22 protein-coding genes and 1 tRNA gene are annotated in these 25623 nt (G+C 62.9%); 6 read left to right on the top strand and 17 right to left on the bottom strand.

The features are described from left to right. Nucleotide 1: 1 nt before the first annotated feature. The 3 genes from ACTJJN_RS01340 (at nt 2) to ACTJJN_RS01330 (ending at nt 2901) form a co-directional block, all read left to right on the top strand. Nucleotides 2-80, top strand: a tRNA-Leu gene (locus tag ACTJJN_RS01340). A gap of 242 nt (nt 81-322) precedes the next feature. Further along, nucleotides 323-1336, top strand: a complete 1014-nt coding sequence (locus ACTJJN_RS01335; RefSeq protein ID WP_003249550.1) for an extracellular solute-binding protein — start codon at nt 323-325, stop codon at nt 1334-1336. Then, nucleotides 1336-2901: an ABC transporter permease gene (locus ACTJJN_RS01330; protein WP_012053858.1), complete on the top strand. Its 1566-nt coding sequence runs from the start codon at nt 1336-1338 to the stop codon at nt 2899-2901. Before ACTJJN_RS01335 ends, ACTJJN_RS01330 begins: the two co-directional genes overlap by 1 nt. Nucleotides 2902-2985: 84 nt before the next feature. Here ACTJJN_RS01330 and ACTJJN_RS01325 read toward each other — a convergent pair whose 3' ends face one another. The 13 genes from ACTJJN_RS01325 to ACTJJN_RS01265 all read right to left on the bottom strand — a co-directional run bounded on the left by ACTJJN_RS01325 (nt 2986) and on the right by ACTJJN_RS01265 (nt 18087). Next, entirely contained in the window at nt 2986-3453 is a 468-nt protein-coding gene (locus ACTJJN_RS01325; RefSeq protein WP_012053859.1) for a DUF2867 domain-containing protein, read from the bottom strand. 69 nt (nt 3454-3522) lie between these two features. Then, entirely contained in the window at nt 3523-5457 is a 1935-nt protein-coding gene (locus tag ACTJJN_RS01320; protein ID WP_440780761.1) for a methyl-accepting chemotaxis protein, read from the bottom strand. 341 nt (nt 5458-5798) lie between these two features. Beyond that, nucleotides 5799-7091 (bottom strand): adenylosuccinate synthase, encoded by a 1293-nt coding sequence (locus ACTJJN_RS01315; RefSeq protein ID WP_003249542.1) that lies wholly within the window; start codon nt 7089-7091, stop codon nt 5799-5801. A gap of 56 nt (nt 7092-7147) precedes the next feature. After that, complete coding sequence (locus tag ACTJJN_RS01310; RefSeq protein WP_010955481.1) at nt 7148-8335, bottom strand: ATP phosphoribosyltransferase regulatory subunit; 1188 nt, start codon at nt 8333-8335, stop codon at nt 7148-7150. Nucleotides 8336-8636: 301 nt separating this feature from the next. Continuing rightward, a complete protein-coding gene (hflC, locus tag ACTJJN_RS01305; RefSeq protein ID WP_003249538.1) occupies nt 8637-9506 on the bottom strand; it encodes a protease modulator HflC in 870 nt (289 codons plus the stop codon). Continuing rightward, nucleotides 9506-10687 (bottom strand): FtsH protease activity modulator HflK, encoded by a 1182-nt coding sequence (hflK, locus tag ACTJJN_RS01300; protein ID WP_003249536.1) that lies wholly within the window; start codon nt 10685-10687, stop codon nt 9506-9508. Before hflK ends, hflC begins: the two co-directional genes overlap by 1 nt. A 96-nt stretch (nt 10688-10783) precedes the next feature. After that, nucleotides 10784-12085, bottom strand: coding sequence for a ribosome rescue GTPase HflX (gene hflX, locus ACTJJN_RS01295; RefSeq protein ID WP_003249534.1), 1302 nt, complete (start codon nt 12083-12085; stop codon nt 10784-10786). 12 nt (nt 12086-12097) lie between these two features. After that, nucleotides 12098-12358: an RNA chaperone Hfq gene (gene hfq / locus ACTJJN_RS01290; protein WP_003249532.1), complete on the bottom strand. Its 261-nt coding sequence runs from the start codon at nt 12356-12358 to the stop codon at nt 12098-12100. A gap of 94 nt (nt 12359-12452) precedes the next feature. Further along, nucleotides 12453-13424 carry a tRNA (adenosine(37)-N6)-dimethylallyltransferase MiaA gene (gene miaA, locus ACTJJN_RS01285; RefSeq protein WP_004577530.1) on the bottom strand — a complete coding sequence of 324 codons (972 nt, stop codon included), beginning with the start codon at nt 13422-13424 and terminating at the stop codon, nt 12453-12455. 1 nt (nt 13425) lies between these two features. Next, nucleotides 13426-15324: a DNA mismatch repair endonuclease MutL gene (gene mutL / locus ACTJJN_RS01280; protein WP_004577531.1), complete on the bottom strand. Its 1899-nt coding sequence runs from the start codon at nt 15322-15324 to the stop codon at nt 13426-13428. Then, nucleotides 15324-16754 (bottom strand): N-acetylmuramoyl-L-alanine amidase, encoded by a 1431-nt coding sequence (locus tag ACTJJN_RS01275; protein ID WP_003249525.1) that lies wholly within the window; start codon nt 16752-16754, stop codon nt 15324-15326. Before ACTJJN_RS01275 ends, mutL begins: the two co-directional genes overlap by 1 nt. A gap of 11 nt (nt 16755-16765) precedes the next feature. After that, on the bottom strand, nt 16766-17239 hold the full coding sequence (gene tsaE / locus ACTJJN_RS01270; protein WP_003249523.1) for a tRNA (adenosine(37)-N6)-threonylcarbamoyltransferase complex ATPase subunit type 1 TsaE: 474 nt from the start codon (nt 17237-17239) through the stop codon (nt 16766-16768). Then, nucleotides 17227-18087, bottom strand: a complete 861-nt coding sequence (locus tag ACTJJN_RS01265) for an NAD(P)H-hydrate dehydratase (protein ID WP_003249520.1) — start codon at nt 18085-18087, stop codon at nt 17227-17229. The genes tsaE and ACTJJN_RS01265 overlap by 13 nt, the downstream gene beginning before the upstream one ends. A 65-nt stretch (nt 18088-18152) precedes the next feature. On the opposite strand from ACTJJN_RS01265, the gene queG reads away from it, so the two are divergent. Further along, a complete protein-coding gene (queG, locus tag ACTJJN_RS01260; protein ID WP_014754621.1) occupies nt 18153-19217 on the top strand; it encodes a tRNA epoxyqueuosine(34) reductase QueG in 1065 nt (354 codons plus the stop codon). Nucleotides 19218-19300: 83 nt separating this feature from the next. On the opposite strand, the gene ACTJJN_RS01255 is transcribed toward queG, so the two are convergent. Continuing rightward, nucleotides 19301-19912 carry a trimeric intracellular cation channel family protein gene (locus ACTJJN_RS01255; protein ID WP_003249516.1) on the bottom strand — a complete coding sequence of 204 codons (612 nt, stop codon included), beginning with the start codon at nt 19910-19912 and terminating at the stop codon, nt 19301-19303. Nucleotides 19913-20003: 91 nt separating this feature from the next. Then, entirely contained in the window at nt 20004-20546 is a 543-nt protein-coding gene (gene orn, locus ACTJJN_RS01250) for an oligoribonuclease (RefSeq protein WP_003249514.1), read from the bottom strand. Between the two features lie 152 nt (nt 20547-20698). On the opposite strand from orn, the gene rsgA reads away from it, so the two are divergent. Continuing rightward, nucleotides 20699-21730, top strand: a complete 1032-nt coding sequence (rsgA, locus tag ACTJJN_RS01245) for a small ribosomal subunit biogenesis GTPase RsgA (protein ID WP_003249512.1) — start codon at nt 20699-20701, stop codon at nt 21728-21730. 307 nt (nt 21731-22037) lie between these two features. Here rsgA and motB read toward each other — a convergent pair whose 3' ends face one another. Both motB and motA read right to left on the bottom strand, forming a co-directional pair. Continuing rightward, a complete protein-coding gene (gene motB, locus ACTJJN_RS01240; protein ID WP_003249509.1) occupies nt 22038-23078 on the bottom strand; it encodes a flagellar motor protein MotB in 1041 nt (346 codons plus the stop codon). Nucleotides 23079-23081: 3 nt separating this feature from the next. After that, a complete protein-coding gene (gene motA / locus ACTJJN_RS01235; protein ID WP_003249507.1) occupies nt 23082-23933 on the bottom strand; it encodes a flagellar motor stator protein MotA in 852 nt (283 codons plus the stop codon). A gap of 130 nt (nt 23934-24063) precedes the next feature. On the opposite strand from motA, the gene ACTJJN_RS01230 reads away from it, so the two are divergent. Next, nucleotides 24064-25599: an HDOD domain-containing protein gene (locus ACTJJN_RS01230; protein ID WP_003249505.1), complete on the top strand. Its 1536-nt coding sequence runs from the start codon at nt 24064-24066 to the stop codon at nt 25597-25599. Nucleotides 25600-25623 lie beyond the last annotated feature (24 nt).

Here is a 25623-nt window from a genome sequence, read left to right as displayed (position 1 = left end):
TGGCGGAATTGGTAGACGCGCTGGTTTCAGGTATCAGTGACCGCAAGGTCGTGGAAGTTCGAGTCTTCTCCTGGGCACCATACAAAAACCCACTAGCTTGCTAGTGGGTTTTTTCTTGCCTGCGATTTTTGTGCCCCCTCCCCCGATACCCGCACGTCGTAGGAGGGGGCTCACCCGCGAAGAGGCCCGTACAGGCAACACACGCCCAGCGCCCCCCTTGCACCATGGTCTGACCATGAATTTCTCGTCACCCGGCCACTTGAGAAACAATTTCGTTTACCATTGTTTCCAAATATGTAGCCGTAAGCGAGGAAGTACCCGCATGACGATCCGCCCGCAACCGCTGATGCGTACCCTGGCCGCCGCAGTGCTGAGCCTGGTCATCGGCGCTCCGGCCGCCATGGCAGACGCACCGGTCACGCTGACCATGTACAACGGTCAGCACAAGGAAATCGGCGAAGCCATTGCCAAGGCCTATGAGGCCAAGACCGGCATTCACATCGACATCCGCAAAGGCAGCAGCAACCAGCTGGCCAGCCAGATCATCGAGGAAGGCGACCGTTCGCCAGCCGACATCATCTATACCGAAGAGTCCCCGCCCCTGAACAATCTGGGCGAGCTGGGCCTGCTGGCCAAGATTGACGACGCCACGTTGAACATGATGCCCAAGGAGTACGTTGGCGCCAACGGCACCTGGATGGGTATCACCGCCCGTACGCGCATCGTGGTGTACAACCCCAAGAAAGTCGACGAGAAAGACCTGCCAACCACGGTGATGGACTTCGCCAACCCTGAGTGGGAAGGCCGCGTCGGCTACGTCCCTACCAGCGGTGCGTTCCAGGAGCAGGCCGTGGCCATTCTGAAGATGCACGGGCGTGAAGCCACCGAAGAATGGTTGACCGGCCTGAAAGCCTTCGGCAAGACCTACACCAACAACATGGTCGCCCTCAAAGCCGTGGAAAAAGGTGAAGTGGCTGCGGTACTGGTGAACAACTACTACTGGTACGCGCTTGAACGCGAACGCGGCAAGCTGGACACCAAGCTCTATTACCTGGCCGACGGCGATGCTGGCAACCTGGTCACTATCTCCGGCGCAGGCGTGGTCAAGGCCAGCAAACACCCGAAAGAAGCCCAGGCCCTGCTCAACTGGATGGCCAGCGAGGAAGGCCAGCGCGTGATCACCCAGACCACCGCCGAGTACCCGCTGCACAAGGGCATGGTTTCTGACCGCGGCCTGAAGCCGTTCGACGAACTGCGCCCGCCGAAGATCTCGCCAGCTGACCTGGGCAATGCCGAGGAAGCCATCGAACTTGAGCGTGAGGTCGGCCTGCTCTGATGACTGCCGCCCTGTCCGAACCGGTGCCGGTACGCTTCGTACCGCGCCGCAAGCGCCCTTCCATCTGGGTAGTGCTGCCTGTGCTGTTCCTTGTGGCAATGAGCTTGCTGCCACTGGCTTATGTCGCCATCAAAGCCTGGGAGGCCGGCTGGCGCGAAGCTTTGCACCTGCTGTGGCGGCCCTTTGTCTGGGGGCTGATGCGCAACACCCTGATGTTGATGGTCGGGGTGACACTGACCTGCATGGTGGTCGGCCTGGCACTGGCCTGGCTGCTGGAGCGCAGCAACCTGGCCGGCCGCCGGTTGTGGGGCGTGGTGCTGTGCCTGCCATTCGCCGTGCCGTCGTTCGTCAGCAGCTTCACCTGGGTGTCGCTAAGTTCGGACTTTGAAGGCCTGGGCGGCGCGATCATGGTCATGGCCCTATCCAAATACCCACTGGTGTTCCTGCCCGTTGCCGCGACCCTGCGCAACCTCGACACGTCGCTGGAGGAGTCGGCACGCACCCTGGGTTGCAGCCGCTGGGGGGTGTTCAGCAAAGTCACCCTGCCGCTGCTGTGGCCGTCGATGCTCGGCGGTGCGCTACTGATTGCCCTGCATATGCTGGTGGAGTTTGGCGCATTGTCGATCCTCGGCCTGCAAACCTTTACCACGGCGATCTACCAGCAGTTCGAACTGGAGTTCAGCAACGCCAACGCGGCCATGCTGTCTGCCGTGCTGCTGGCGATGTGCTTGGCAATGCTGTGGCTGGAACTGCGGGTGCGCGGCAAAGCCCGCCATGTACGTATCGGCCAGGGCGTAGCCCGGCGTGCGCAACCGGTGCGGCTGCGCGGCTGGGCGGTGCTGGCGCAACTGTTCTGCGTGGGCCTGGCGGCGCTGGGCAGCGGCATTCCGCTGGCGATGCTCGGTTACTGGCTGAGCGTGGGTTCGTCGGCGGCATTCCCGGTGGCGGCCATCTCGAAGGCGTTGTTCACCTCGCTGTCGGTGTCGCTGGGCGGTGCCGGCTTCTGTGTGCTGCTGGCTCTGCCTATCAGCTTCCTGGTGGTGCGCTACAAAGGCCGCCTGGCGATTTGGGCTGAGCGTCTGCCCTACCTCCTGCACGCCCTGCCCGGCCTGGTGATTGCCCTGACCCTGGTGTTCTTCGCCCTGCACTACGTGCCGGCGCTGTACCAGACCACGGCCTTGCTGCTGTTGGCCTATGCGCTGCTGTTCCTGCCGTTGGCGCAATCACCGGTGCGCACCGCGCTGAACAAGGCTTCGCCGACGCTGGAAGAAGCCGCACGCACGCTAGGCGCGAGCAGCTTTGCCGCGTTCTGCCGGGTGACCTTGCCGATCATCTTCCCGGCCATGGCGGCAGCCTTTGCGCTGGTGTTCCTGGATGCCATGAAAGAGCTGACGGCTACCCTGCTGCTCAGCCCGACCGGCATGACCACCCTGGCCACCGAGGTGTGGGCACACACAGCCAACGTCGAGTTCGCGGCAGCGGCGCCTTATGCTGCGTTGCTGATCGTGGTGTCGGGGTTGCCGGTTTACTTGCTGACTACGCGGATGTATCTGAACAAGGCATGAACTTCTTCGCGGGTTTGCCCTCAGGTACAGCACCGGTCTCAGGGCCTGCGCTGTACCTGTGGGGGCTCGCCGATGATCAGGCCATCAGATGTTACGCAGCATGCGCCGCACAATTGGCCCATGGGCCTTGCCGACCGGCAACATGTAAAGCCGGCCGAAGGTGTTGAAGCACTGCACCGAGGTGGTCACGCCCAAGCGCTGACACCCCTCCCCCTGATCATCTAGATCCACACTCACCATTACAGCCAGATGCGTATCACGCGAGGTCAGGACCAGTTGCTGGTCGCTGATGGCCTCGACAGTGAAGAAGTCCAGGCGCTCACCGACGGCTGGCACATGCGTTGGATCGCCGCGAGAGAAGCCGTGGATATCGGCGACATTGAAACGGCGTGAGATAAAGTCGCGAATGCGGAAGGCCCGGGCCAGCCAGCCGGGGACGTCCGAGGTCATGGCGCAGTAGGCTTGCAGGGCGGTCATCGGGTCAGTGAGCCGTACGCTGTCACTGTGCAGGAAATTCAGGTCGGCCTGGGCAGCGATTAGTTGGGCGGACATGAGCAACTCCTTTTGTCATGTGTCGCCGACAGCATAGCAACGCCGCTCCCACAAAGGACCGCGCAGGATTCAGGCCCGGAACTGGCCCAGGCTGGCGCGCAGCTGAGCCGCCAGATCATCCAGCACCTTGCTACTGGCCGTGGTCTGCATCACCACCTCAGCCGAACGCTCAGCCTGAGCATGGATAGTCTCCACTCGCCCACGCACTGCCTGCGCGCCATTCGCCTGCTGCTCGGCCGCACGGGTGGCCAAGCCAATGGCCGCATGCACCTGCTCCACCGCCGCCTGCACTGACTGCTGCCGACGCTCGTTGTCACGCAGCACCAGCAAGCCTTCGCTAGCCTTGAGCCCAGCCTGGCTGATGGTGGCCACAGCTTCCTTGGCGCCCTTCTGCAATGCTGCGATGTGCGCCTGGATATCGCCCGTAGAGCTTTGCGTCTTGCTCGCCAGTGCCCGTACCTCATCGGCCACCACGGCAAAACCACGCCCGGTTTCACCCGCACGGGCTGCCTCGATGGCAGCATTCAGGGCCAGCAGGTTGGTCTGTTCGGCAATCCCGTGAATCACCGTCAGCACCACTTCGATCTGCTCGCTCTGCTTGGCCAAGCGCTCGATCACCTGAGAGCCGGCATCCACCTGCCCGGCCAGGTTCTCGATCAAACCCGCCAGTTGGGTCGAAGTGCGGCTGTTTTCATCCGTGGCCTGGCGGATATCCACCACCTGCTGCAACGCCGCCTGCATCGCATGGCTTTCGGCCTGGGCTTCGTCGGCCATGCTCGACAGGTCGCGCAGGCTCGCCGCTACTTCGTCGCGCTGCAACGCGGCGGCAGCATCGGCACCGGCATTACGCTGGGCCATCGCGCCAATCTCGACACCGGTGCGCTGCGCCACTTCACCCGCCTCGCGCACAATCGGCTGCAACTTGTCGACAAAGCGGTTCACTGCTGAGGCCATGTCGCCGATTTCATCCCGGCTGTCGAGCGGCACGCGCTTGGTCAAGTCACCTTCGCCGGCTGCCAGGTCATCGAGGGCGGTAATCAACAGGCGCAGCTTGCTCAGTACCCGTCGACCAAGTACCAGGGCCACCACCAGCAGCACCCCAAGGCCGACCAGCACCAGGCCCAGACCGATACGCCAGCGCAGCTCTGCAGCGGCATCGCGCACAGTTTGCGCGGTATTGGCCTGCATGGTGGCAGCACTGCCCTGCGCCTTCTCCAGGCGCTCACGCAGGGTTTTGCCGCTGTCGGCTGCGGCACCCACCAGGCTGTCGCCAACCAGTTGCTCACCGCTGGCAATCAGCGCCGCGAAGCGCTGGTCCAAGGCCTTGAGCTCCTGGTCGATGCCCGCCGTGGAAACCCCCATCACCACCTTGCCGATTTCTGCGCCATTGGGGTTGATCGAAGCTTCGACAAAGTACACCGCCGGGTCTTGTCGGGCGGCATTGATCACCTTGTCCAGCGCACGCTCGCCCTGGCCCTTGTCCATCAAAGCCTGGTTGATCGGGTTTTGCCGGTTCAGGTAACGGGTCAGGTGCTGGCCCTGTGCATCGTCGTAAACCACGAACAGCACATTGGGGTTGCGCTGGGCACGCCGGGCAAAGTCGGAGAGCACTGGCACATCGTTGTCCCAGATCGCCCGCGGGGCAACCGAAGCCAGCAGTTCGGCCATGTCGTTGGCGGAGTCCTTGAGGTTCTTTTCCAGGGTGCTGCGCAGTTGCTGCTGTTCGCTTTGCAGGCGCTCCGACAACCCTGCGCTCAGGCGCTGGCGGGTACTGCTGGACAGGCCGTCGAGCCCAGAGCGCACATCTTGCCCGGCTTGCTCCAGATCGCTTGCGAGTTGGCGACTGTCATTACCCAGTCGCTCGCCAAGGTCAGCCTCCAGGGCAGTGACCGTGCTTCGGGTGAGCGCAACGGCAACCAGCACCTGCACCAAAAGAGCGATACCAAGGGCAACAAACACAGGCCGCAAGAGGCGGCTTCGTAACAGTGAGAGGATGGCAGACACGGTGTAACCCTCGTGTTTTCTGGCGCCACTATTTTGATGGCATCTACAGAAACTTCTTACAGCAAGGGTTGTGCCGTAGGCAGCAGGGAAATGCGCCAAGGTCTAGCAATGGGGTTTCGTGTGCCGGCCCATTCGCGGGTAAACCCGCGCCTACAACGGCCTGCGCCCAACCGCTGGTGTGTGCCCACGCCCAACCAGTGTAGGAGCGGGTTTACCCGCGAATACGGTAGCGGCGGCAACGGTGGATTGCCGGTGGATATTGGCCAGCACAGACATGCCCACAAATGAAAACGCCGCGGCCCTTCTCAGGGCCGCGGCGTCAGATCAGCCTGGAGGGCAGATCAGGCGAACGGATGACGCAGCACGATGGTCTCGTTGCGGTCCGGGCCGGTCGAAATGATGTCGATCGGCGCGCCAACCAGCTCTTCGATGCGCTTAATGTAGTCACGCGCAGCTTGCGGCAGCTCTTCCAGGGTTTTCACACCCAGAGTCGACTCGCTCCAGCCTGGCATCTCTTCGTACACAGGCTCCAGGCCAATGTAGCTGTCGGCATCGGAAGGCGCGTCGATGACGGCACCGTTCTCGTTCTTGTAGCCAACGCAGATGTTGATGGTTTCCAGGCCGTCCAGTACGTCCAGCTTGGTCAGGCAGATGCCCGAGATGCTGTTGACGTCGATGGCGCGACGCAGGATCACGGCATCGAACCAGCCGCAACGACGGGCACGGCCAGTGGTGGAGCCGAACTCGTGGCCACGCTTGGCCAGGGTAGCACCTGTCTCGTCGAACAGTTCGGTCGGGAACGGACCGGAACCTACGCGAGTGGTGTAGGCCTTGGTGATGCCGAGGATGTAGTCGAGGTACATCGGGCCGACGCCGGAACCGGTGGAAATACCGCCAGCCGTGGTGTTGGAGCTGGTGACGTACGGGTAGGTACCGTGGTCGATGTCCAGCAGCGAGCCTTGGGCGCCTTCGAACATGATGTCCTTGCCGGCGCGGCGCAGGTTGTGCAGCTCGGCGGTGACGTCGAGCATCATCGGCTTGAGCTGTTCGGCGTAAGCCATGCACTCGTCCAGCGTCTGCTGGAAGTCGATGGCTGGCTCTTTGTAGTAGTTCACCAGCTGGAAGTTGTGGTAATCCAGCAGCTCACCCAGCTTGGCGGCGAAACGCTCGCGGTGGAACAGATCACCCACGCGCAGGCCGCGACGTGCCACCTTGTCTTCGTAAGCTGGGCCGATACCACGGCCGGTGGTGCCGATCTTGGCTTCGCCACGGGCTTTTTCGCGGGCCTGATCCAGGGCCACATGGTACGACAGGATCAGCGGCGCGGCCGGGGAAATGCGCAGGCGCTCGCGCACCGGTACGCCTTTCTCTTCCAGCTTGGTGATTTCACGCATCAGCGCATCCGGGGCAACGACCACGCCGTTACCGATCAGGCACTGTACGCCTTCACGCAGGATGCCGGATGGAATCAGGTGCAGAACGGTCTTTTCACCGTTGATCACCAGGGTGTGACCCGCATTGTGGCCACCCTGGTAGCGCACTACGGCGGCAGCATGTTCGGTCAGCAGATCGACGATCTTGCCTTTGCCCTCATCACCCCACTGGGTGCCCAGGACGACGACATTCTTACCCATTACATTGGTCCTCATTCACGCAAACTTGGTTGCCGGCCTGTTGCCGACGCAGAAACTCACTGGGCCAGCGGCAGAACCTGCCAGCGCCCGTCTTGCTGAATCAATTGCCGATCACAATCCGCCTCGAGAGCAGCACTCAACGGCTGGCCAGGCAGAGCCTGAACCACACGCTGGCCCTCGTTGCGCAACTGGCAGACTTGCTGCCAGAGGGCCGCATCGCCACTGTCCGGCATCCAGATGCCGCCAGTTGGCAATACGACCTCCGCTCGCCCCAGTGTGACCAGGGTCTTCAAATCCGTGGAGAAACCAGTGGCCGGGCGCGCCCGGCCAAAGTCGGCGCCGATATCGTCGTAGCGCCCGCCCTGGGCGATCGATTGGCCTTCGCCTGGCACGAACACGGCGAACACCACGCCCGTGTGATAGTGGTAACCACGCAGCTCGCCGAGGTCGAAGTACAGCGGCAGGTCCGGGTAGCGCGACGCCAGGCGATCAGCGATCGCCAGCAGGTCGTCCAGCGCCGCCAGCACGCTGGCCGGGGCGCGACCGAGGCGCACGCGGGCTTCAGCCAGTACTTCACGACCACCGCACAGCTCGACCAGGGCGCGCAGCATGCTGCCCAGGTCTTTCGGCAGGTCGGCGGTCAGCGCCTGCACTTCATCGACAGCCTTGCGTTGCATGGCGTCGAACAGCTGCTGTTCGACCGCGCCAGACAGGCCGGCGGCACGGGCCAGGCCGCGGTAAATACCGACGTGGCCCAGGTCCATGTGCACATCCGGCACATCGGCCAGTTGTAGCGTGGCGAGCATCAGGCTGATGACTTCGACGTCGCTGGTAGGGCTGGCATCGCCGTACAGCTCGGCACCCAGCTGGATCGGGCTGCGCGAGGTGGACAGGGCACGCGGCTGGGCGTGCAGCACGCTGCCGGCATAGCACAGGCGGCTCGGGCCCTCACGGCGCAGTGTGTGCGCATCGATACGCGCTACCTGCGGGGTGAAGTCGGCGCGGAAGCCCATCAGGCGGCCGGACTGCGGGTCCACTACCTTGAAGGTGCGCTGATCCAGGTCCTGGCCGGCGCCGGTAAGCAGCGACTCCAGGTACTCGATATGCGGGGTGACGACCAGTTCGTAGCCCCAACTCTGGAACAGGTCCAACACCTGGCGGCGCGCGATCTCGATGCGCGCAGCCTCAGGTGGCAGTACTTCCTCGATGCCATCTGGCAGCAGCCAGCGGTCTACCGTTGCCATTACGCCATTTCCCCTCTGGTCCGGGCGGCTTGCCAGCAGGCAAACCGTCAGAAAAGCCGGTATCGCGCACAGCAGCGGGCAGCACTGATCCCAGCGCAGCCACCGTACCCGACACCCTCAAATTGCCTTGCGAGCTGACCAAACTGTCAACCGGCGCTGTGCCAATCAACCTTGCAGACGCAAAAAAGCCGGGAAATTTCCCGGCTGCCTCATCATACACCCCTTTTCATTCAGGATGCACCCCGCCTGGTGCATTAGCTGCCAGGCGGGGTGCCGCTGCATGAAAATCAGGGCCTGAGCATCACGGTCTGCTCTTGTCCAGGTAACGGAAGAATTCGTTCTTCGGGTCCAGGACCATCACGTCGCTCTTGCTCGAGAAGCTCTCGCGGTATGCCTGCAGGCTACGGTGGAACGCATAGAAATCAGCGTCCTGGCTGTAAGCCTTGGCATAGATAGCGGCCGCTTGGGCATCGCCATCACCACGGGTTTCTTCTGCTTCGCGATAAGCCTCGGCCAGCAGCACACGGCGCTGACGGTCGGCATCGGCACGGATACCCTCAGCCAGCTCGTTACCCTTGGCACGGTGCTCGCGGGCTTCACGCTCACGCTCGGTGCTCATGCGGTCGAACACGCTGCGGTTGACTTCCTTCGGCAGGTCGATGGCCTTGACGCGCACGTCGACCACCTCGATGCCCAGTTCCTTGCTCGCCATGCGGTTCAGCGATGCAGTGATGTCAGCCATCAGTGCATCACGTTCACCGGAAACCACTTCGTGCAGGGTACGTTTACCGAACTGGTCGCGCAGGCCACTTTCCAGACGACGCGACAGACGCTCGTCGGCGATCTGCTTCATGCCGGACGTGGCGGTGTAGAAGCGTTCAGCGTCCTTGACGCGCCACTTGGCGTAGGCGTCGACCATCACCGCTTTCTTTTCCAGGGTCAGGAACCGCTGGGTAGGCGCGTCGAGTGTCATCAGCCGGGCGTCGAACCTGCGCACCTGGTTCACGTACGGAATCTTCACGTGCAGGCCTGGCTGAACATCCGCCTGGACCACCTTACCGAAACGCAGCAGTACCGCCCGCTCGGTCTGGGACACGATGTAGAAGCTGTTCCAGGCCACAATGGCCAGGACCACGGCGGCGATCAGGGCGATCAGCGATCTATTGCTCATCAGCGGCTCTCCCTAGTACGCAGCGGCTGCTGTTGCTGTTGCATGTCCTGCGCGGCACGAGCGGCCGCATCGTTAGCCGATGGCGACGCGCTGGTGGTTGGCACGGACGGCTTGCGGCTGCCTTCGACCATCTTGTCCAGCGGCAGGTAGAGCAGGTTGCTCTGCCCGTCCTTGGTTGCCACCATGACCTTGCTCGAGTTGCTGTAGACCTCTTGCATGGTCTCCAGATACAGACGCTCACGGGTTACGTCAGGTGCCTTGCGGTACTCGGCAAGCAGCTTGGTGAAGCGGTCTGCCTCACCCTTGGCGCGGGCAATGACTTCGTCGCGGTAACCATTGGCATCCTCGATGATGCGCTGGGCCTGACCACGGGCTTCCGGCACCACGCCATTGGCATAGGACTCGGCCTGGTTGCGGGCACGCTGCTCGTCTTCGCGGGCGCGGATCACGTCGTCGAAGGCTTCCTGCACTTCACGCGGGGCTGCCGCGCTCTGTACGTTGACCTGGGTAACGGTGATACCGGTGCGGTAGTTGTCGAGGAAGCGCTGCAGGCGTTCGCGGATATCCACGGCCATCTGCTCACGACCCTCGGTCAACACCTGGTCCATCGAAGTGGAACCCACCACGTGGCGCAGGGCGCTGTCGGTCGCGTGCTGCAAGCTCACCTCAGGCTGGTCGACGTTGAGCACGAAGTCCTGCAGGTTGCTGATCTTGTACTGGACGGTCAGCGGCACCTCGACGATGTTCTCGTCTTCGGTCAGCATCTGGCCCTGCTTGGTGTAGGCACGCTCACGCGTGACGTTTTCCATGTACTTGCGATCAATCGGCGGGAAGTAGATGTTCAGGCCGGGGCCGACCGTCTCATAGTACTTGCCGAAGCGCAGCACAACCGCCTGCTCCTGCTCGTCGACCACATACACGGCGCTGTACAGCCAGATTGCAGCCAGCACCGCCAGGCCGATGCCCAGCAGGCCCAGGCCACCGCCCTTGCCGACATTGCGATCACCGCCGCCACGTTTCTTGCTGCCGCCGAACATGCCATTCAGGCTGTCCTGCAGTTTGCGGAAGGCCTCGTCCAGATCCGGTGGACCTTTCTTGTCACCACCGCCGCCACCGCCACCGCGGCGGCCGCCCCAGGGATCCTGATTGTTCGAGTTGCCACCCGGCTCGTTCCAAGCCATAGCGCTCTCCATCTGATAAAGCAAAGACGCGCCCACGGCGCGCCGTCCAATGCTACAGAATGCCTGTCACTGCTGCCCGGCGACCTCGACGAGCATTTATTGCAAAGTGTGTTGCTGGACAAACACTTGCGGCTCCATGCCTTCGCGGCTGACCAGGCGATTCAGTTCGACCATGGGCAGTCGCACGCTCAGCAGGCTGCGCCCTTCTTCATCATGCTCTTCACTCTGCACGGCACCCAAGGCAAAGAATTGCGCGCGCAAGCGGGCAAAACGCTGCTCCAGGCACAGGGTACCGACAAACAGATCATCCCCCAGCAACTCGGCAACCGCCTGGCCAACCAGCTCCAGGCCACGCCCATCGCGTGCCGATACCCAGACCCGTTCCGGCTTGCCATCGGCATTGCGCTGGATCTGTGGCTCGACATCTTCGAGCAAGTCGAGTTTGTTGTACACCTCCAGGATCGGCAACCCCTCGGCACCAATCTCGCCCAACACCGCCAGCACCTGCTCGATCTGCTCCATGCGCTCTGGCTCATGGGCGTCGATCACATGCAGCAACAGGTCGGAGTTGCTCGACTCTTCGAGCGTAGCCCGAAATGCCTCGACCAGCTTGTGCGGCAGGTGGCGAATGAAGCCTACGGTGTCGGCCAGCACGATCGGCCCCAGGTCGTTGAGCTCGAGCCGGCGCAGGGTCGGGTCGAGGGTGGCGAACAACTGGTCCGCGGCATACACCTCGGATTCGGTCAGGGCGTTGAACAGCGTGGACTTGCCGGCGTTGGTATAACCCACCAGCGACACCGAGGGGATATCCGCGCGCTTGCGCCCGCGACGCGCCTGCTCACGCTGGCTGCGCACTTTCTCCAGGCGTGACTTGATCTGGCGTATACGCACCCGCAACAGGCGGCGGTCGGTTTCCAGCTGGGTTTCACCCGGGCCGCGCAGGCCGATACCACCTTTTTGTCGCTCAAGGTGAGTCCAGCCGCGCACCAGCCGCGTGCTCATGTGCTCCAGCTGGGCCAGTTCGACCTGCAGCTTGCCTTCATGGGTACGCGCCCGTTGGGCGAAGATATCGAGGATCAGCCCGGTACGGTCGAGCACACGACACTCGAACACACGTTCAAGGTTGCGCTCCTGACTGGGCGTGAGGGTGTGATTGAAAATCACCAGGTCTACCTGTTCGGCATGGACCAGGTCGTGCAACTCTTCGACCTTGCCACTGCCAATCAGGTATTTGGCGGAAGGCTGATGCCTTGTCACCGTGACCAGCGAGACGATGTCGGCACCGGCCGACAATGCCAACTCCTGAAACTCCTGCGGGTCTTCGCGCGCCTCAGGGTTCTGACCTTCCAAGTGAACGAGCAACGCCCGCTCACCACCACCGTGGCGCTCAAAGAACAATGCAGGCTCCTATCAGGCGTTGCCTGGCTCGCTGTCGCCGTGCTCGCTGTCGGTCGGGCTTGGCAGGCGGACCGGACGGGCCGGAACTACGGTCGAGATGGCGTGCTTGTAGACCATCTGGCTGACGGTGTTCTTCAGCAATACCACGAACTGGTCGAACGATTCGATCGAGCCCTGCAGTTTGATACCGTTGACCAGGTAAATGGATACCGGGACCTTTTCTTTTCTCAAGGTGTTCAAGTAAGGGTCTTGTAGCGAATGCCCTTTTGACATATGCCGCACTCCTGTAAGGATAAATAATAGAAAATCAATAAAAACGATAAATTAGGCCGCCCCTTCGCAAGAATAGACGGCAATCAGCAGGGACTCAGCTCAATATGGAGATGGCCCCAAGGTATTTCAAGGTGCGGGACAGATTGTCGCAGGCCAGGCTGTCAAGCCAGTGCACGTCAGGCCAGCCACGCAACCAGGTGAACTGCCGCTTGGCCAGCTGCCGGGTAGCAATGATACCGCGTTCACGCATCTCATTCTCAGTCAGCTTGCCATCCAGGTAATCCCACACTTGCCGATAACCCACTGCCCGTATAGACGGCAGCCCGGCGTGCAAGTCACTTCTGGCTCGCAGCGATCGGACCTCGTCAACGAAGCCCTGTTCCAGCATCTGCGAAAATCGTAACGCAATTCGCTGATGCAAAATGTGACGATCTGTAGGAGCAATCGCCAAACTGGCGACAGTATAGGGCAAATGTCCGCCGGCGCCTGCGTCTGCGCCGCGACTTTCCGCGAATTGACGCCGACGATGAGCTGTCATGCTCTCGCCGCTCACCCGGTACACCTCCAAGGCCCGGATCAACCGCTGCGGGTCATTGGGGTGGATACGTGCCGCGGACTCCGGGTCGACTTCGGCCAACTGGCGGTGCAGCTCGGCCAGGCCCAGGGCTTCAGCCTGCGCTTCCAGTTCGGCGCGCACCGCCGCATCGGCGGCCGGCATATCGGCCAGGCCATCGATCAACGCCTTGTAATAGAGCATGGTGCCGCCGACCAGCAGCGGGATCTTGCCGCGCGCGGTGATCTCGGCCATGGCCTCCAGCGCGTCGGTACGGAACTGCGCGGCGGAATAGCTCTGCGCCGGGTCGCGAATGTCGATCAGCCGGTGCGGGTGGGCGGCGAGGACTTCTTTCGACGGCTTGGCCGAACCGATATCCATGCCACGGTACACAAGTGCCGAATCGACGCTGATCAGTTCACACGGCAGCACCGTGGTCAGTTCGATGGCAAGGTCGGTCTTGCCGGCCGCCGTCGGACCCATCAGGAATATTGCAGGGGGCTTGCCGCTCATTTCATCGACCGCGCAGGAAAAGTTTGTCCAGATCATCCAGGCCCATCTGAGTCCAGGTAGGACGGCCATGGTTGCACTGGCCGCTGCGCTCGGTGTTTTCCATGTCGCGCAGCAGGGCGTTCATCTCGGGAATTGCCAGGCGCCGGTTGGCGCGCACGGCACCGTGGCAGGCCATGGTACCGAGCAGTTCGTTGAGATGCGCCTGAATGCGATCACTGGTGCCGTACTCCATAAGGTCGGCAAGCACGTCCTGGACCAGGCGGTTGGCTTCAGCCTGCTTGAGCAAGGCCGGGATCTGGCGAATCGCCAGGGTCTCAGGGCCCAGGCGCTGCAATTCGAAGCCCAGCCGCTGAAACCACTGTGCATGCTCTTCGGCACAGTCGGCTTCACGCTGGCTAAGGGCCAGGGTCTCCGGCACCAGCAGCGGCTGGCCACTCAGGCCCTCGCTGGCCATGGCCACCTTGAGGCGCTCGTACATTATCCGCTCGTGGGCAGCGTGCATGTCCACCAGCACCAGGCCAACAGCGTTCTCGGCCAGGATGTAGATACCCTTGAGCTGCGCCAGGGCATAGCCTAGCGGGGGAATGTCGCCTTGGCTTTCGGGCAGTGCCGTCGCAGGCGCAGCACCGGTTTCCAGCGGCTTATAGAACTCGCGGTACACCGCCTGTGCCTCTGCGGCCGGCAGCGGCTGTGAGGGACGTGGGGTGTATTGATACTGGTAACCGGCGCCACTGCCACCATTGGAAAACGACTGTTGCGGGGCTCGAGGCTGTTCAAGCACCGGCGAGGCCAGGCGCATTTCACCCTGGGGCCCGAACTCACCGGCCTGCTGGCCCGTGGGACGAACCAGCTCAGGTACGGCAGCAGGTGCGGCCAGCTGGTCTTCCGGACGTACATCGGCCAAGGCACGGTGCAAGGTGCCATACAGGAAGTCATGCACCGAGCGCCCTTCACGGAACCGTACTTCATGCTTGGTAGGGTGCACGTTCACATCGACGCCGTTGGGCTCCAGCTCCAGGAACAGCACGAACGTGGGGTGGCGGCCGTTGAACAGCACGTCCCGGTAGGCCTGACGCACGGCATGGGCGACCAGTTTGTCGCGCACTGCCCGGCCATTGACGAAGAAGTACTGCAGGTCTGCCTGGCTGCGCGAGAACGTCGGCAAGCCGACCCAGCCCCAAAGGCGCAGGCCGTTGCGCTCGACGTCGATCGGCAGTGCCTGCTCCATGAAGCCCGGGCCGCAGATGGCACCCACCCGCCGTGCACGGGCGGTTTCGTCGTGGGCCTCGTGCAGGCTGAGGATGCTCTTGCCATTGTGGCGCAGGTGGAAGCCGACATCGAAACGGGCCAGCGCCAGCCGCCGGATCACTTCCTGCAAGTGATCGAATTCGGTTTTCTCGGCTTTGAGGAACTTGCGCCTGGCCGGGGTATTGAAGAACAAATCGCGCACTTCCACCGAGGTACCGACCGGGTGCGCCGCCGGCTGCACGCGCGGCGTCATGTCACGGCCTTCGGTTTCGACTTGCCAGGCCTCACTGGCACTGGCGGTACGCGAGGTCAGGGTCAGGCGCGCCACCGAACTGATCGAGGCCAAGGCCTCGCCACGGAAGCCCAGGCTCAATACCCCTTCAAGGTCTTCCAGCTCGCGGATCTTGCTGGTGGCGTGTCGGGCCAGGGCCAGCGGCAGGTCGTCGGCAGAAATACCGCTGCCATCGTCCCGCACCTTCAGCAGTTTGACGCCGCCCTGCTCGACTTCGATATCGATGCGCCGGGCACCGGAGTCCAGGCTGTTTTCCAGCAGTTCCTTGGCTACAGACGCCGGCCGCTCGACAACCTCGCCGGCGGCAATCTGGTTGGCCAGCCGCGGGCTGAGCAGCTGAATTCGCGAACCGCCACTCATCATTGCGCGGCCAAGGTTGTGGCGGGTACATCCAGGCGCTGGCCAACCTTCAGCTCATCGGTCTTCAGGCTGTTGATGCTGCGCAGGCTGGCCACGCTAACCTGGTAACGCACGGCGAGCATTGCCAGGGTTTCGCCAGGGCGCACGGTGTGTTCACGCGGGCCGGCGGCGATCTTGCCGGTGTCACGCAGCCAGGCGATGTAGGTGCCAGGTGGCGGGTTCTGCTGGAAGTACTGGTGCACCCCAGTGCGGATCGACCGGGCCAGCGCCTGCTGGTGGCTGGAGGAGGCCAGTTTGGCTGCTTCGTTGTTGTTCGAGATGAACCCGGTTTCAACGAGGATCGACGGAATATCCGGCGACTTCAGCACCATGAACCCGGCCTGTTCCACACGCTGCTTGTGCAACGAAGTGACACGCCCCATGTTGCCCAATACCTTTTGCCCCACGTTGAGGCTGGAGCTGAGCGTAGCGGTCATCGACAGATCAAGCAGCACGCCCGCGAGCATGCGGTCCTTGTCGTCGAGGCTGACATTACCCGCACCACCGATCAGGTCAGAACGGTTTTCCGTGTCGGCCAGCCAGCGCGCCGTCTCGGAGGTGGCGCCACGATCGGACAGGGCGAACACCGAGGCGCCAAAGGCTGCGCGCGACGGGGCCGCGTCGGCGTGAATCGAAATGAACAGGTCGGCGCCTTTCTTGCGGGCGATTTCCGTACGCTTGCGCAGCGGAATGAAGTAATCACCGGTGCGGGTCAGCTCTGCACGGAAACCTTTTTCGCTGTTGATCTGACGCTGCAGCTCCTTGGCGATCTGCAACACGATGTCTTTTTCGTGCTGGCCACGCGAGCCGGAAGCGCCAGGGTCTTCGCCGCCGTGCCCGGCATCGATGGCAACCACGATGTCACGCTTGCCACTGGGTACCGGTGGCAGCTTGATCGCCGGCTGGGTCGGCGTCACTGGCACCGCGGGCGTTGTCGCAGGCGTTTGTACCGGGGCCGGCGCAGGTGGCGGCGTGCTGGCCGCGATAGCGTCAGCCTCCTGGTCATACAGGTCGACCACCAAGCGGTTGCCGTACTGTGCATTGGGCGCCAGGGTGAAGCTTTTCGGGGTAACCGACTTTTTCAGGTCGACCACAACCCGAAGGTCGGTTGGCGTACGCTGAGCCGAACGCACACTGCTTATCGGCGTGTTGGAGGTGGCCACATTCAGTGGCGCGGCCAGTGTTGCGCCATTGATGTCGATGACCAGGCGATCGGGTGCGCTCAGGGTGAAGACACTGTGCTGCACGGGGCCAGACAGGTCGAAGACCAGCCGCGTGTTGTCCGGTGCGCGCCACAGGCGCATGCTCTTGACTTGAGTGACGGCCAGAGCCTCAACGGTCACCGTTGTCAGCAGCAGCCCAACGATGGCGACCAGTGCGCGTATGCGCATACCTACCCCACTTACTGTTTATAGTGTTCGGCCAGTGCCACGCACCAGGCCTCGCCGCGAGCCCCCTGCGGCGAAAGGTTCAGCGAGCGTCCACTCGCTTGGGGGCTTATGGTAATGGTCAGGTCAGGCTTTGGCAAAACGCCCGCACCCTTTTGTGGCCATTCGAACAGGCACAGCGGGTCGCCCTCGAAATAGTCACGAATGCCCATGAACTCAAGCTCCTCCGGGTCGACCAGGCGATACAGGTCGAAGTGAAAGGCTCGGACCTCGCCGATTTCATAGGGTTCGACCACGGTGAACGTCGGGCTTTTCACAGCCCCAGTATGGCCCAGACCGCGGATCAGGCCACGCGACAGGGTTGTTTTACCCGCGCCCAGGTCGCCCTCGAGGAAAATCACGCCGCGACCGCCGGTCACCTCGGCCAGCGCTGCACCGAATTTGACCGTGGCCTCTTCATCGGCCAGAAACAGATTTAAGCCAGACACGCAGAATGCTCCTCCAACAACTCACGAATGACCGGCGCCAGATCACTGGCCGCCAGGCCTCTACCTTTTTTCCCAAGGCGCTCGCCGGCACAGGCGTGCAGCCACACCCCCAGACAGGCTGCGCCCCAGGCATCCAGGCCTTGGGCCAACAGGGCTGCCAGCACGCCAGTCAGCACATCGCCCAGGCCGGCGCCGGCCATCGCCGGGTGCCCGCGCTCGCACAACGCCAGCTGCCCGCTCGGGGCTGCCACCAGGGTGCCGGCACCTTTGAGTACACAGACGCTGTTATAACGGCGCGCCAGCTTGCGCGCAGCACCAGGGCGGTCGGCCTGCACGGCCTCAGTGGCAATGCCCAGCAGCCGCGCCGCCTCCCCCGGGTGCGGAGTAAGGATGCTGCCACTGGGCAGGGCCAGCGGGGTTCGCGCCAGCAAATTCAAGGCATCGGCATCCCACACTTGCGGCCGCTCGGCGTTGGCCACCGCCGACAACAGGCTACAGCCCCACGCCGCCTGCCCCAGGCCGGGCCCGACCACCAGGACGGAGGCGCGCTCCAGCACACCCATCAGTTGGTTGGCCGAACGGACACCCAGGCACATGACCTCGGGCAGGCGCGCCAGGCTGGCCGACACGTGCTCGGGCCGGGTTGCCACGCTGACCAGCCCGGCGCCGCAACGCAGGGCGGCTTCGGCACTGAGCAACACAGCGCCTCCGGTACCCAGGTCGCCACCGACCACCAGTACATGGCCAAAGTCGCCTTTGTGGGCATGCGCCTGCCGCGCCGGCAGGCGGGCAACCGTCACGCTGCTGAGCAATTGTGGGGCATTACTGGGGTGTTTGGTCTGCGGCATGGGGTCAAAGGCTCCAATGTCTGGCAGAATTATACGCACCTGAGCCCGTATTGCCTTGCCCATCCATGTCCGCCTCTACACCTGACCTCGCCCAACTGGCCCAATCGATCAAGATTTGGGGCCAGGAACTCGGTTTTGCCCATGTTGGCATCGCCGGGGTCGACCTTGGCGAACACGAACACCACCTGCAGCGTTGGCTCGACGCCGGTTATCAGGGTGAAATGGAATACCTGGGCGCCCACGGCAGCAAAAGGTCACATCCCGACCAGCTGATCCCCGGCACGGTACGCGTGGTCTCGCTACGTATGGACTACCTACCCGGCGACACGCAGATGGCGCAGCGCCTTGCCCAGCCCGAGAAGGCCTACGTGTCACGCTACGCGCTTGGCCGGGACTACCACAAGCTGGTGCGCAAGCGCGTGCAGTTCCTCGCCGACCGCATCCAGGAAGCCATCGGCCCGTTCGGCTACCGCGCCTTTGTGGACAGCGCCCCGGTACTGGAAAAAGCCCTGGCCGAACAGGCTGGGCTGGGCTGGATCGGCAAGAACACGCTATTGCTCAACCGCAAGGCGGGGAGCTACTTCTTCCTTGCCGAACTGTTCGTCGACCTGCCGTTGCCGGTGGACGAAGCCACCACCAGCGAGCACTGCGGGCGTTGCCAGGCCTGCCTGGACATCTGCCCGACACAAGCGTTTGTCGGGCCCTATGTGCTGGATGCGCGACGCTGCATCTCATACCTGACCATCGAGCTGAGGGGCGCGATCCCTGTCGAGTTACGCGCAAAGATGGGCAACCGGGTGTTCGGTTGCGACGACTGCCAGATCGTCTGCCCCTGGAACCGTTTTGCCAAGCACAGCCAGGAGCAGGACTTCCAGCCACGGCACGGGCTGGAAAATACCGACCTGGCGGCGATGTTCCTGTGGGATGAACGCACCTTCCTGCGCAAGACCGAGGGCGGGCCTTTGCGGCGTGCGGGGTACGAGCGGTTCTTGCGCAACCTGGCGGTGGGATTGGGCAATGCGCCCTCCACGATTCCGGTGATCGAGGCGCTGAAGGCCAGGCGTGACGATGAATCGGAATTGGTGCGCGAGCATGTGGAGTGGGCGCTGGCCCGACACGGAGCTCAATAGCGACCAGCCTCAGAGCATGCGCCATCCTTGTGGGAGCGGGCACGCCCGCTCCCACATGGGCCATGTTGCGCTTGTAAATTGCGTCACTGCTGGTCGTTGTAGTGGAACTTGGGCATTTCCCAGTGGAAGCGTATCGCCAACAGGCGCACCAGGAAGCCGCCAAACAGAGTCAGCAACATCGCCTGCTCCGCCGGCACCTTGAAATACACGCATCCCAGATAGAACCAGGCCGCCGCAAATGACACACTGGCATACAGCTCGCGGCGGAACACCAGCGGGATGTCGTTGCAGAAGATATCCCGCAGGATCCCGCCAAACACCCCAGTGATCACCCCGCTGATCGACGCCACCAGCATGCCCTGCCCCATCTCCAGCGCCGTCATGCAACCTATCAGGGTAAACGCCACCAGCCCCAGGGCATCGAGCACCAGGAACAGCGAGCGAAGGCGGCGCATCATTGGCGCAATGAAAATGGTCAGCAGCGCCGCAAAACTGGTCAGCACCAGGTACTCAGGGTGCTTCACCCAGGTCAGCGGGTAGTGCCCGAGCAGCACATCACGCACCGAGCCACCCCCAAGCGCAGTGACGCAGGCGATCAGCACCACGCCAAACCAGTCCATGCCGCGACGCCCGGCAGACAGCGCGCCAGTCATGGCTTCGGCGGTAATGGCGATAAGGTAGAGCATCAACAACATGGTGCGGGTCCGTGCAGGAAAGGCGCGCAGTCTAACCAGTTGCCCAAGGCACCAAAAGGGGGCGCAGATACAATATCTGCGCCGTTTCGACTCACAGCTTGATGAAGTGCTCGCGATAGTGACGCAGTTCGGCGATCGATTCGCGGATATCGTCCAGCGCCAGGTGGGTATTGCCCTTCTTGAAGCTGTCACGCACGTCCGGCGCCCAGCGCGCGGCCAGCTCCTTGAGGGTGGAGACATCCAGGTTGCGGTAGTGGAAGTAGTTTTCCAGGTTGCGCATGTGGCGGTAGAGGAAACGACGATCCTGGCAGATGCTGTTGCCGCAGATCGGCGACTTGCCTTTAGGCACCCACTGCTCGAGGAAGGCGATGGTCTGTGCCTCGGCTTCGGCCATGCTGACCTTGCTCTCGCGCACGCGCTGGGTCAGCCCCGAAGCGCCATGGGTGCGGGTGTTCCACTCGTCCATGCGCGCCAGCACTTCGTCACTGTGGTGGATGGCGATTACCGGGCCTTCGGCCAAGGTATTGAGCTCGCTGTCGGTAACGATGGTGGCCATTTCGATGATGACGTCGCTGTCCGGATCCAGGCCGGTCATTTCCAGGTCGATCCAGATCAGGTTCTGTGGGTTTTGCATGCAGGGGCTCCTCATATAGGCGGTCATATTAGCCTAGTGGCCAAGGCACGCCCATTCACGGCACAAAGGTGAGCAGAATAGTCCAGCGGCTGGCGTGCTAAACTGCCTGCCGTTTTCAATGCCCCACGCCGGGCCTCTCTTACGGTACCTTCATGGCCAAACGCCAGCTCAATCGCCGCCAAAACTGGCGGATCGAAAAAATCCAGGGCGAGCGCGCCGCTCGCGCGGCCAAACGCGAGCAGCATGCACTGCAGGAACTGGAAGGTGGCGACCTGGGGCCTGAGCAACTGGGCCTAGTGATCGCGCACTTCGGCGTGCAGGTAGAAGTTGAAGCTCAGGATGGCGAAACCGCAGGCCAGGTGTTCCGCTGCCATTTGCGCGCAAACCTGCCAGCACTGGTCACCGGCGACCGTGTCGTGTGGCGTGCGGGTAACCAGGGCATCGGCGTAATCGTGGCGCAGATGCCGCGCAGCACCGAGCTGTGCCGGCCGAACAACCATGGTCAACTCAAGCCGGTGGCAGCCAACGTCGACCTGATCGTGATCGTGTTCGCCCCGGCGCCGGAGCCGCACCCGAACCTGATCGACCGCTATCTGGTAGCGGCCGAGCACGCCGGCCTGCGCCCGCTGCTGCTGCTGAACAAAGCCGACCTGATCAACGACGAGAACGGCCCCGGCCTGCATGCGCTGCTGGAGGTCTACCGCGAACTGGGCTACCCGCTGCTGGAAGTTTCGGCACACCACGGCGATGGCATGCAGCGCCTGCAACAACAACTCGACGGCCATATCAGCGTGTTCGTCGGCCAGTCGGGGGTGGGCAAGTCGTCGCTGGTCAACAGCCTGCTTCCAGACGCGGGCACCCGCGTCGGCGACTTGTCGGAATGGTCAGGCCAGGGTACTCACACCACCACCACGGCGCGGCTTTACCACTTCCCCAATGGCGGGGACCTGATCGACTCGCCGGGTATCCGCGAGTTCGGCCTTGGCCATGTCAGCCGCGACGACGTGGAGGATGGCTTCATCGAGTTCCGCGACCTGTTCGGCACCTGCCGCTTCCGCGACTGCAAGCATGACCGCGAACCGGGCTGCGCGCTGCTCAAGGCACTGGAAGAGGGGCGCATCAAGCCGCAGCGCATGAACAGCTACCGCTCGATCATCGCCAGCCTGGCAGAAGACAGCTACTGAAACGCTCGAAATGAAAGTTGCCGCGCCCCCCTGTAGGAGCGGGTTTACCCGCGAATACGGTGGCGACTGCAACGGTGAACGGCGGGTGGAAATTGGCCAGCAGGTCCGGCCCTTTCGCGGGTGAACCCGCTCCTACGACGGCCTGCGCCCAATCACCGATGCGTATGTAGGAGCGACTTTAGCCGCGAACACCGGCAACGCCGGTGCCATTCACCGCACTGGCGGCTTCGCGGGTAAACCCGCTCCTACAGTGATCGCGCCAGCGTTCAGGTGGTGGGTAGCACAGTTGCCCACCCCAAAAAGCCGCTTACTGATCCTTGGCTTCATCCATCTTCAGCGTGCCATCTTCAAAGATGTTCAGCTTCTGGCGCAGCTCGCGCGGTTGCATCGGTGCCTGTTCAGTTGCCCCTGGGTCAGCCGGTGCCGAAGCCCCTGGCGCAGCACCACTGGCTGGCGCTGCAGGTGCCGTTGGCGCAGCTGGCGGTGTTTCCGGCGCACCCTGCTCACCTTCGATATTGCGCTGGGCTTTCTTGGTCAGCACGATGATGTCGATACGGCGGTTGACCGGGTTGAACGGGTCCTTGCGGTCGAACAGTGACGACGAGGCGTACCCCACGACCCGTGCCACCTGGCCGTCGGGGTAACCACCCGCCACCAGGGCACGCCGCGCGGCGTTGGCGCGGTTGGCCGACAGCTCCCAGTTACCGTACTCGCCAGTGCCAGCATACGGCTTGGCATCGGTATGGCCGCTGATGCTGATCTTGTTCGGCACCGCCTTGATGGTGTCGGCCATGGCCAGCAGGATATCTTCGAAGTAAGGCTGCAGGCGCGCGCTACCGATGTCGAACATCGGTCGGTTCTCAGCATCCATGATCTGGATGCGCAGGCCGTCCTGGGTGATCTCGAACAGGATCTGGTCCTTGAACTTCTGCAGCTGCGGGTTCTCTTCCACCTTGTTCTGCAGTTCCTGCAGCAACAGCTCCAGACGCTCGCGCTCGACCTGCTCGGCCATGGTCTCGACCTGGTCCTTGTTCAGCTGAGTGGGGGACTGCTGCGTCGGCTCGGTCTTCACTTCCGGATTGATGGTTTTATCCGGCGCCATCTCCGGGGAACCCCCCAGGTCGATGACATAAGGCGTGCCACTCTCGGAGAAACCAATAGGGTCCTGGAAGTAGCCGGCAATGGCGATCTTCTGCTCAGGCGTGGCCGTGGACAACAGCCACAGCACCAGGAAGAACGCCATCATCGCCGTGGCGAAGTCGGCAAAGGCGATTTTCCAGGCGCCACCATGGTGGCCGCCGCCAAAGCGCTTGACGCGCTTGACGATGATGGGCTGATTGTTCTCCATGACTCAGCGACCGCGAACCGCTTGTTCCAGTTCGGCGAAGCTTGGGCGGTGCTTGGGGTACAGCACCTTGCGCCCGAACTCGACCGCCAGCGAAGGTGGCATGCCCGACGCCGAGGCCACCAGCGAAGCCTTGATCGATTCGTAGAGGTTCAGTTCTTCCTTGGCATCGTGCTCCAGGCACTTGGCCAAAGGGCCGAAGAACCCGTAAGCCGCCAGAATACCGAAGAAGGTACCCACCAGCGCCGCACCTACGTGCATGCCGATGGCCGCCTGATCGCCATCGCCCAGCGAGGCCATGGTCACCACGATACCCAGTACCGCCGCAACGATACCGAACCCGGGCATACCGTCGGCGATGCCGGTCACCGCGTGGGACGGGTGCTCCAGCTCTTCCTTCATGCTCAGCAGTTCCATGTCGAACAGGCCCTCGAGCTCGTGCGGGGCCATGTTGCCGGTGGACATGATGCGCAGGTAATCGCAGACGAACGCGGTCATGCGCTCATCGGCCAGTACCGTCGGGTACTTGGCGAAGATCGGGCTGGCAGCGGCGTCCTCGATGTCGGCCTCGATGGCCATCATGCCTTCGCGACGGCTCTTGTTGAGGATTTCGTACACAAGGCCCAGCACCTCCAGGTAGAAGGCATGGCTGAAGCGCGAGCCGAACATCTTCATCGACTTCTTGATGACGTGCATGGTCATGTGGCCAGGGTTGGCCTGCAGGAATGCACCAAAGGCCGCACCGCCGATGATCAGTACTTCGAACGGCTGGATCAGCGCTGCGATCTTGCCGTGGGAGAGCACGTAGCCGCCGAGCACGCTCGCGAATACGACGATGATGCCGATAATTTTAGCCATAGGTTCAAAGCACTTGCTGTCGTGGTCAGGGGAAGAGACGGGAGCTTTAAAACTCTTCTTCTACTTATCGGCAGAACTGCGCCAGACTATAGCCACTCAATGCGAAAAGCCAGTTCGGACTGATGTCAAAATGCCAATTGAAACCAAGGTGCCCACTCAGGCCCCGCGTACGCTAGAGGCCTGGGTAAAGCTGCTCGAGAGTGTTCGCATCCCCGTGCCGAAGCACAGCTACGACCGGGTCATGGCTGCCATCCACGATAGCCGTCGCTCGCTGCGCGATATCGCCGAACTGATGCAGGATAGCCCGGCACTGGTGCTGTCAGTGATGCGCGAAGCCAATCACCCCACCAATGCCAGCCTTGCCGAACCCGCCGAAAGCCTGGAAGTCGCCCTCAACCGCCTGGGCCTGGAGCGCAGCGAGCAGCTTCTCAAACGCCTGCCGGCGCTGCCCGTGGAGGAAATTCCGCCGGTACTGTGCCAGTTCCAGATGATCAGCCAGCATGCGGCACAGCAGGCCAGCGGCCTGTTCGCCAGCCGCCTGGCACGGCTGTGGCAAGAGATTCACTGGGGCAGCCTGCTGTTCCTGTCGCCACTCTGGCCACTGGCACTGGCCTACCCCAAGCTGCTCGACACTTGGGAGCTGCGGGTTATCCACAAAGGTGAAGACGCCGCCCACGTCGAGGAAGAACTGTTTGGCGTGCGCATCATGGCGCTGTGCCAGACCATGGCCGAGTATTGGCGCCTGCCCCAATGGGTCACCCAGGGTTATCGCCTGCTACTGGAAGAGCGCGAACAACTGGCCCAGGTGCTGAATATCGCCCGCGACGAAGACCTGCTCAGCCAGCAACACCGCCTGGACGCCGAGCCCGGCCTGCGGCGCTGGTTCAACCAGCCGGCCAATACCGTACTGCTGGCCAACAACCTGGCCCTGGCGGCACAGGTCGGCTGGGACAACCCGCACCTGCTGCGCTGGCAACTGCTGACCGCGCTGTACCTGCAAACCTCGCTGGAAGATGTGCAGCAGCAGGTGCACCAGCAGGCTGCCGCCAGCGCCCGCCGCCACGCCCGGCATGCCCTGTTCCACCCGGCCGAGGCCTTGATCTGGCCGTGGCACCAACGCCGCCCTCACCCGGACATGCTGGCCCCGCCACCGCCCAGCAGCGACGACCTGGCACGCTGGCGCACGCTGTGCCAGCACCTGCTGGCCCAACCCAGCCCGTTCACCAACACCGTGCACCTGGCCACGCAGGCCCGTGAGGCCCTGCTGGCCTGCGGCATGCAACGCATCATGCTGCTTAGCCTGGACAAGGCCAGTGACTACCTGCGCGTGCAGCAAATTGCCGGCCTGCCCAAGGAGGCCGGGGCTCTGGCCCTGCAGGTATCGCAGAACAAGCTGCTGCAAAAGCTGCTGAGTCAGGCCGGGCAGTTGCGCATCACACCGGAAAACCACAGCCAGTTCTCGGCGCTGCTGCCCGCCCCGCTGCGCACCTTGTTCCGCAGCGAACATGTACTGCTTCGCTCGCTGGCTGCGAACGACCAGGTGCTGATGCTGTTGGTGGCCGACCAGGGCTGCCGGCCTTTGGCCGATATCAGCGTGCAAGCCTTCGGCAAGACCGCGCAATGCATCGAGCGGGCCTTGTCGGTGTTTACCAACCGCAAGGGTTGAGCCTTGCGCTACAATCGCCCCTCT

The organism is Pseudomonas sp. 22515, assembly GCF_052044625.1.
In the GTDB taxonomy this organism is placed as follows: domain Bacteria; phylum Pseudomonadota; class Gammaproteobacteria; order Pseudomonadales; family Pseudomonadaceae; genus Aquipseudomonas; species Aquipseudomonas alloputida.
Note: the sequence above shows the minus strand (reverse complement) of the source record. Positions and strands in the feature narration are given on the sequence as shown.

Bases quoted from the DNA above. Each gene is read 5' to 3' on its own strand.
- ACTJJN_RS01230 (WP_003249505.1), top strand. From the start codon at position 24,064: ATGCCAATTGAAACCAAGGTGCCCACTCAGGCCCCGCGTACGCTAGAG.
- orn (WP_003249514.1), bottom strand. From the start codon at position 20,546: ATGCAAAACCCACAGAACCTGATCTGGATCGACCTGGAAATGACCGGC.
- ACTJJN_RS01335 (WP_003249550.1), top strand. From the start codon at position 323: ATGACGATCCGCCCGCAACCGCTGATGCGTACCCTGGCCGCCGCAGTG.
- hfq (WP_003249532.1), bottom strand. From the start codon at position 12,358: ATGTCAAAAGGGCATTCGCTACAAGACCCTTACTTGAACACCTTGAGA.
- motA (WP_003249507.1), bottom strand. From the start codon at position 23,933: ATGGCTAAAATTATCGGCATCATCGTCGTATTCGCGAGCGTGCTCGGC.
- ACTJJN_RS01325 (WP_012053859.1), bottom strand. From the start codon at position 3,453: ATGTCCGCCCAACTAATCGCTGCCCAGGCCGACCTGAATTTCCTGCAC.
- ACTJJN_RS01330 (WP_012053858.1), top strand. From the start codon at position 1,336: ATGACTGCCGCCCTGTCCGAACCGGTGCCGGTACGCTTCGTACCGCGC.
- ACTJJN_RS01265 (WP_003249520.1), bottom strand. From the start codon at position 18,087: ATGCCGCAGACCAAACACCCCAGTAATGCCCCACAATTGCTCAGCAGC.
- ACTJJN_RS01275 (WP_003249525.1), bottom strand. From the start codon at position 16,754: ATGCGCATACGCGCACTGGTCGCCATCGTTGGGCTGCTGCTGACAACG.
- ACTJJN_RS01310 (WP_010955481.1), bottom strand. From the start codon at position 8,335: ATGGCAACGGTAGACCGCTGGCTGCTGCCAGATGGCATCGAGGAAGTA.
- rsgA (WP_003249512.1), top strand. From the start codon at position 20,699: ATGGCCAAACGCCAGCTCAATCGCCGCCAAAACTGGCGGATCGAAAAA.
- hflK (WP_003249536.1), bottom strand. From the start codon at position 10,687: ATGGCTTGGAACGAGCCGGGTGGCAACTCGAACAATCAGGATCCCTGG.
- motB (WP_003249509.1), bottom strand. From the start codon at position 23,078: ATGGAGAACAATCAGCCCATCATCGTCAAGCGCGTCAAGCGCTTTGGC.
- ACTJJN_RS01255 (WP_003249516.1), bottom strand. From the start codon at position 19,912: ATGTTGTTGATGCTCTACCTTATCGCCATTACCGCCGAAGCCATGACT.
- queG (WP_014754621.1), top strand. From the start codon at position 18,153: ATGTCCGCCTCTACACCTGACCTCGCCCAACTGGCCCAATCGATCAAG.
- mutL (WP_004577531.1), bottom strand. From the start codon at position 15,324: ATGAGTGGCGGTTCGCGAATTCAGCTGCTCAGCCCGCGGCTGGCCAAC.
- hflC (WP_003249538.1), bottom strand. From the start codon at position 9,506: ATGAGCAATAGATCGCTGATCGCCCTGATCGCCGCCGTGGTCCTGGCC.
- ACTJJN_RS01315 (WP_003249542.1), bottom strand. From the start codon at position 7,091: ATGGGTAAGAATGTCGTCGTCCTGGGCACCCAGTGGGGTGATGAGGGC.
- miaA (WP_004577530.1), bottom strand. From the start codon at position 13,424: ATGAGCGGCAAGCCCCCTGCAATATTCCTGATGGGTCCGACGGCGGCC.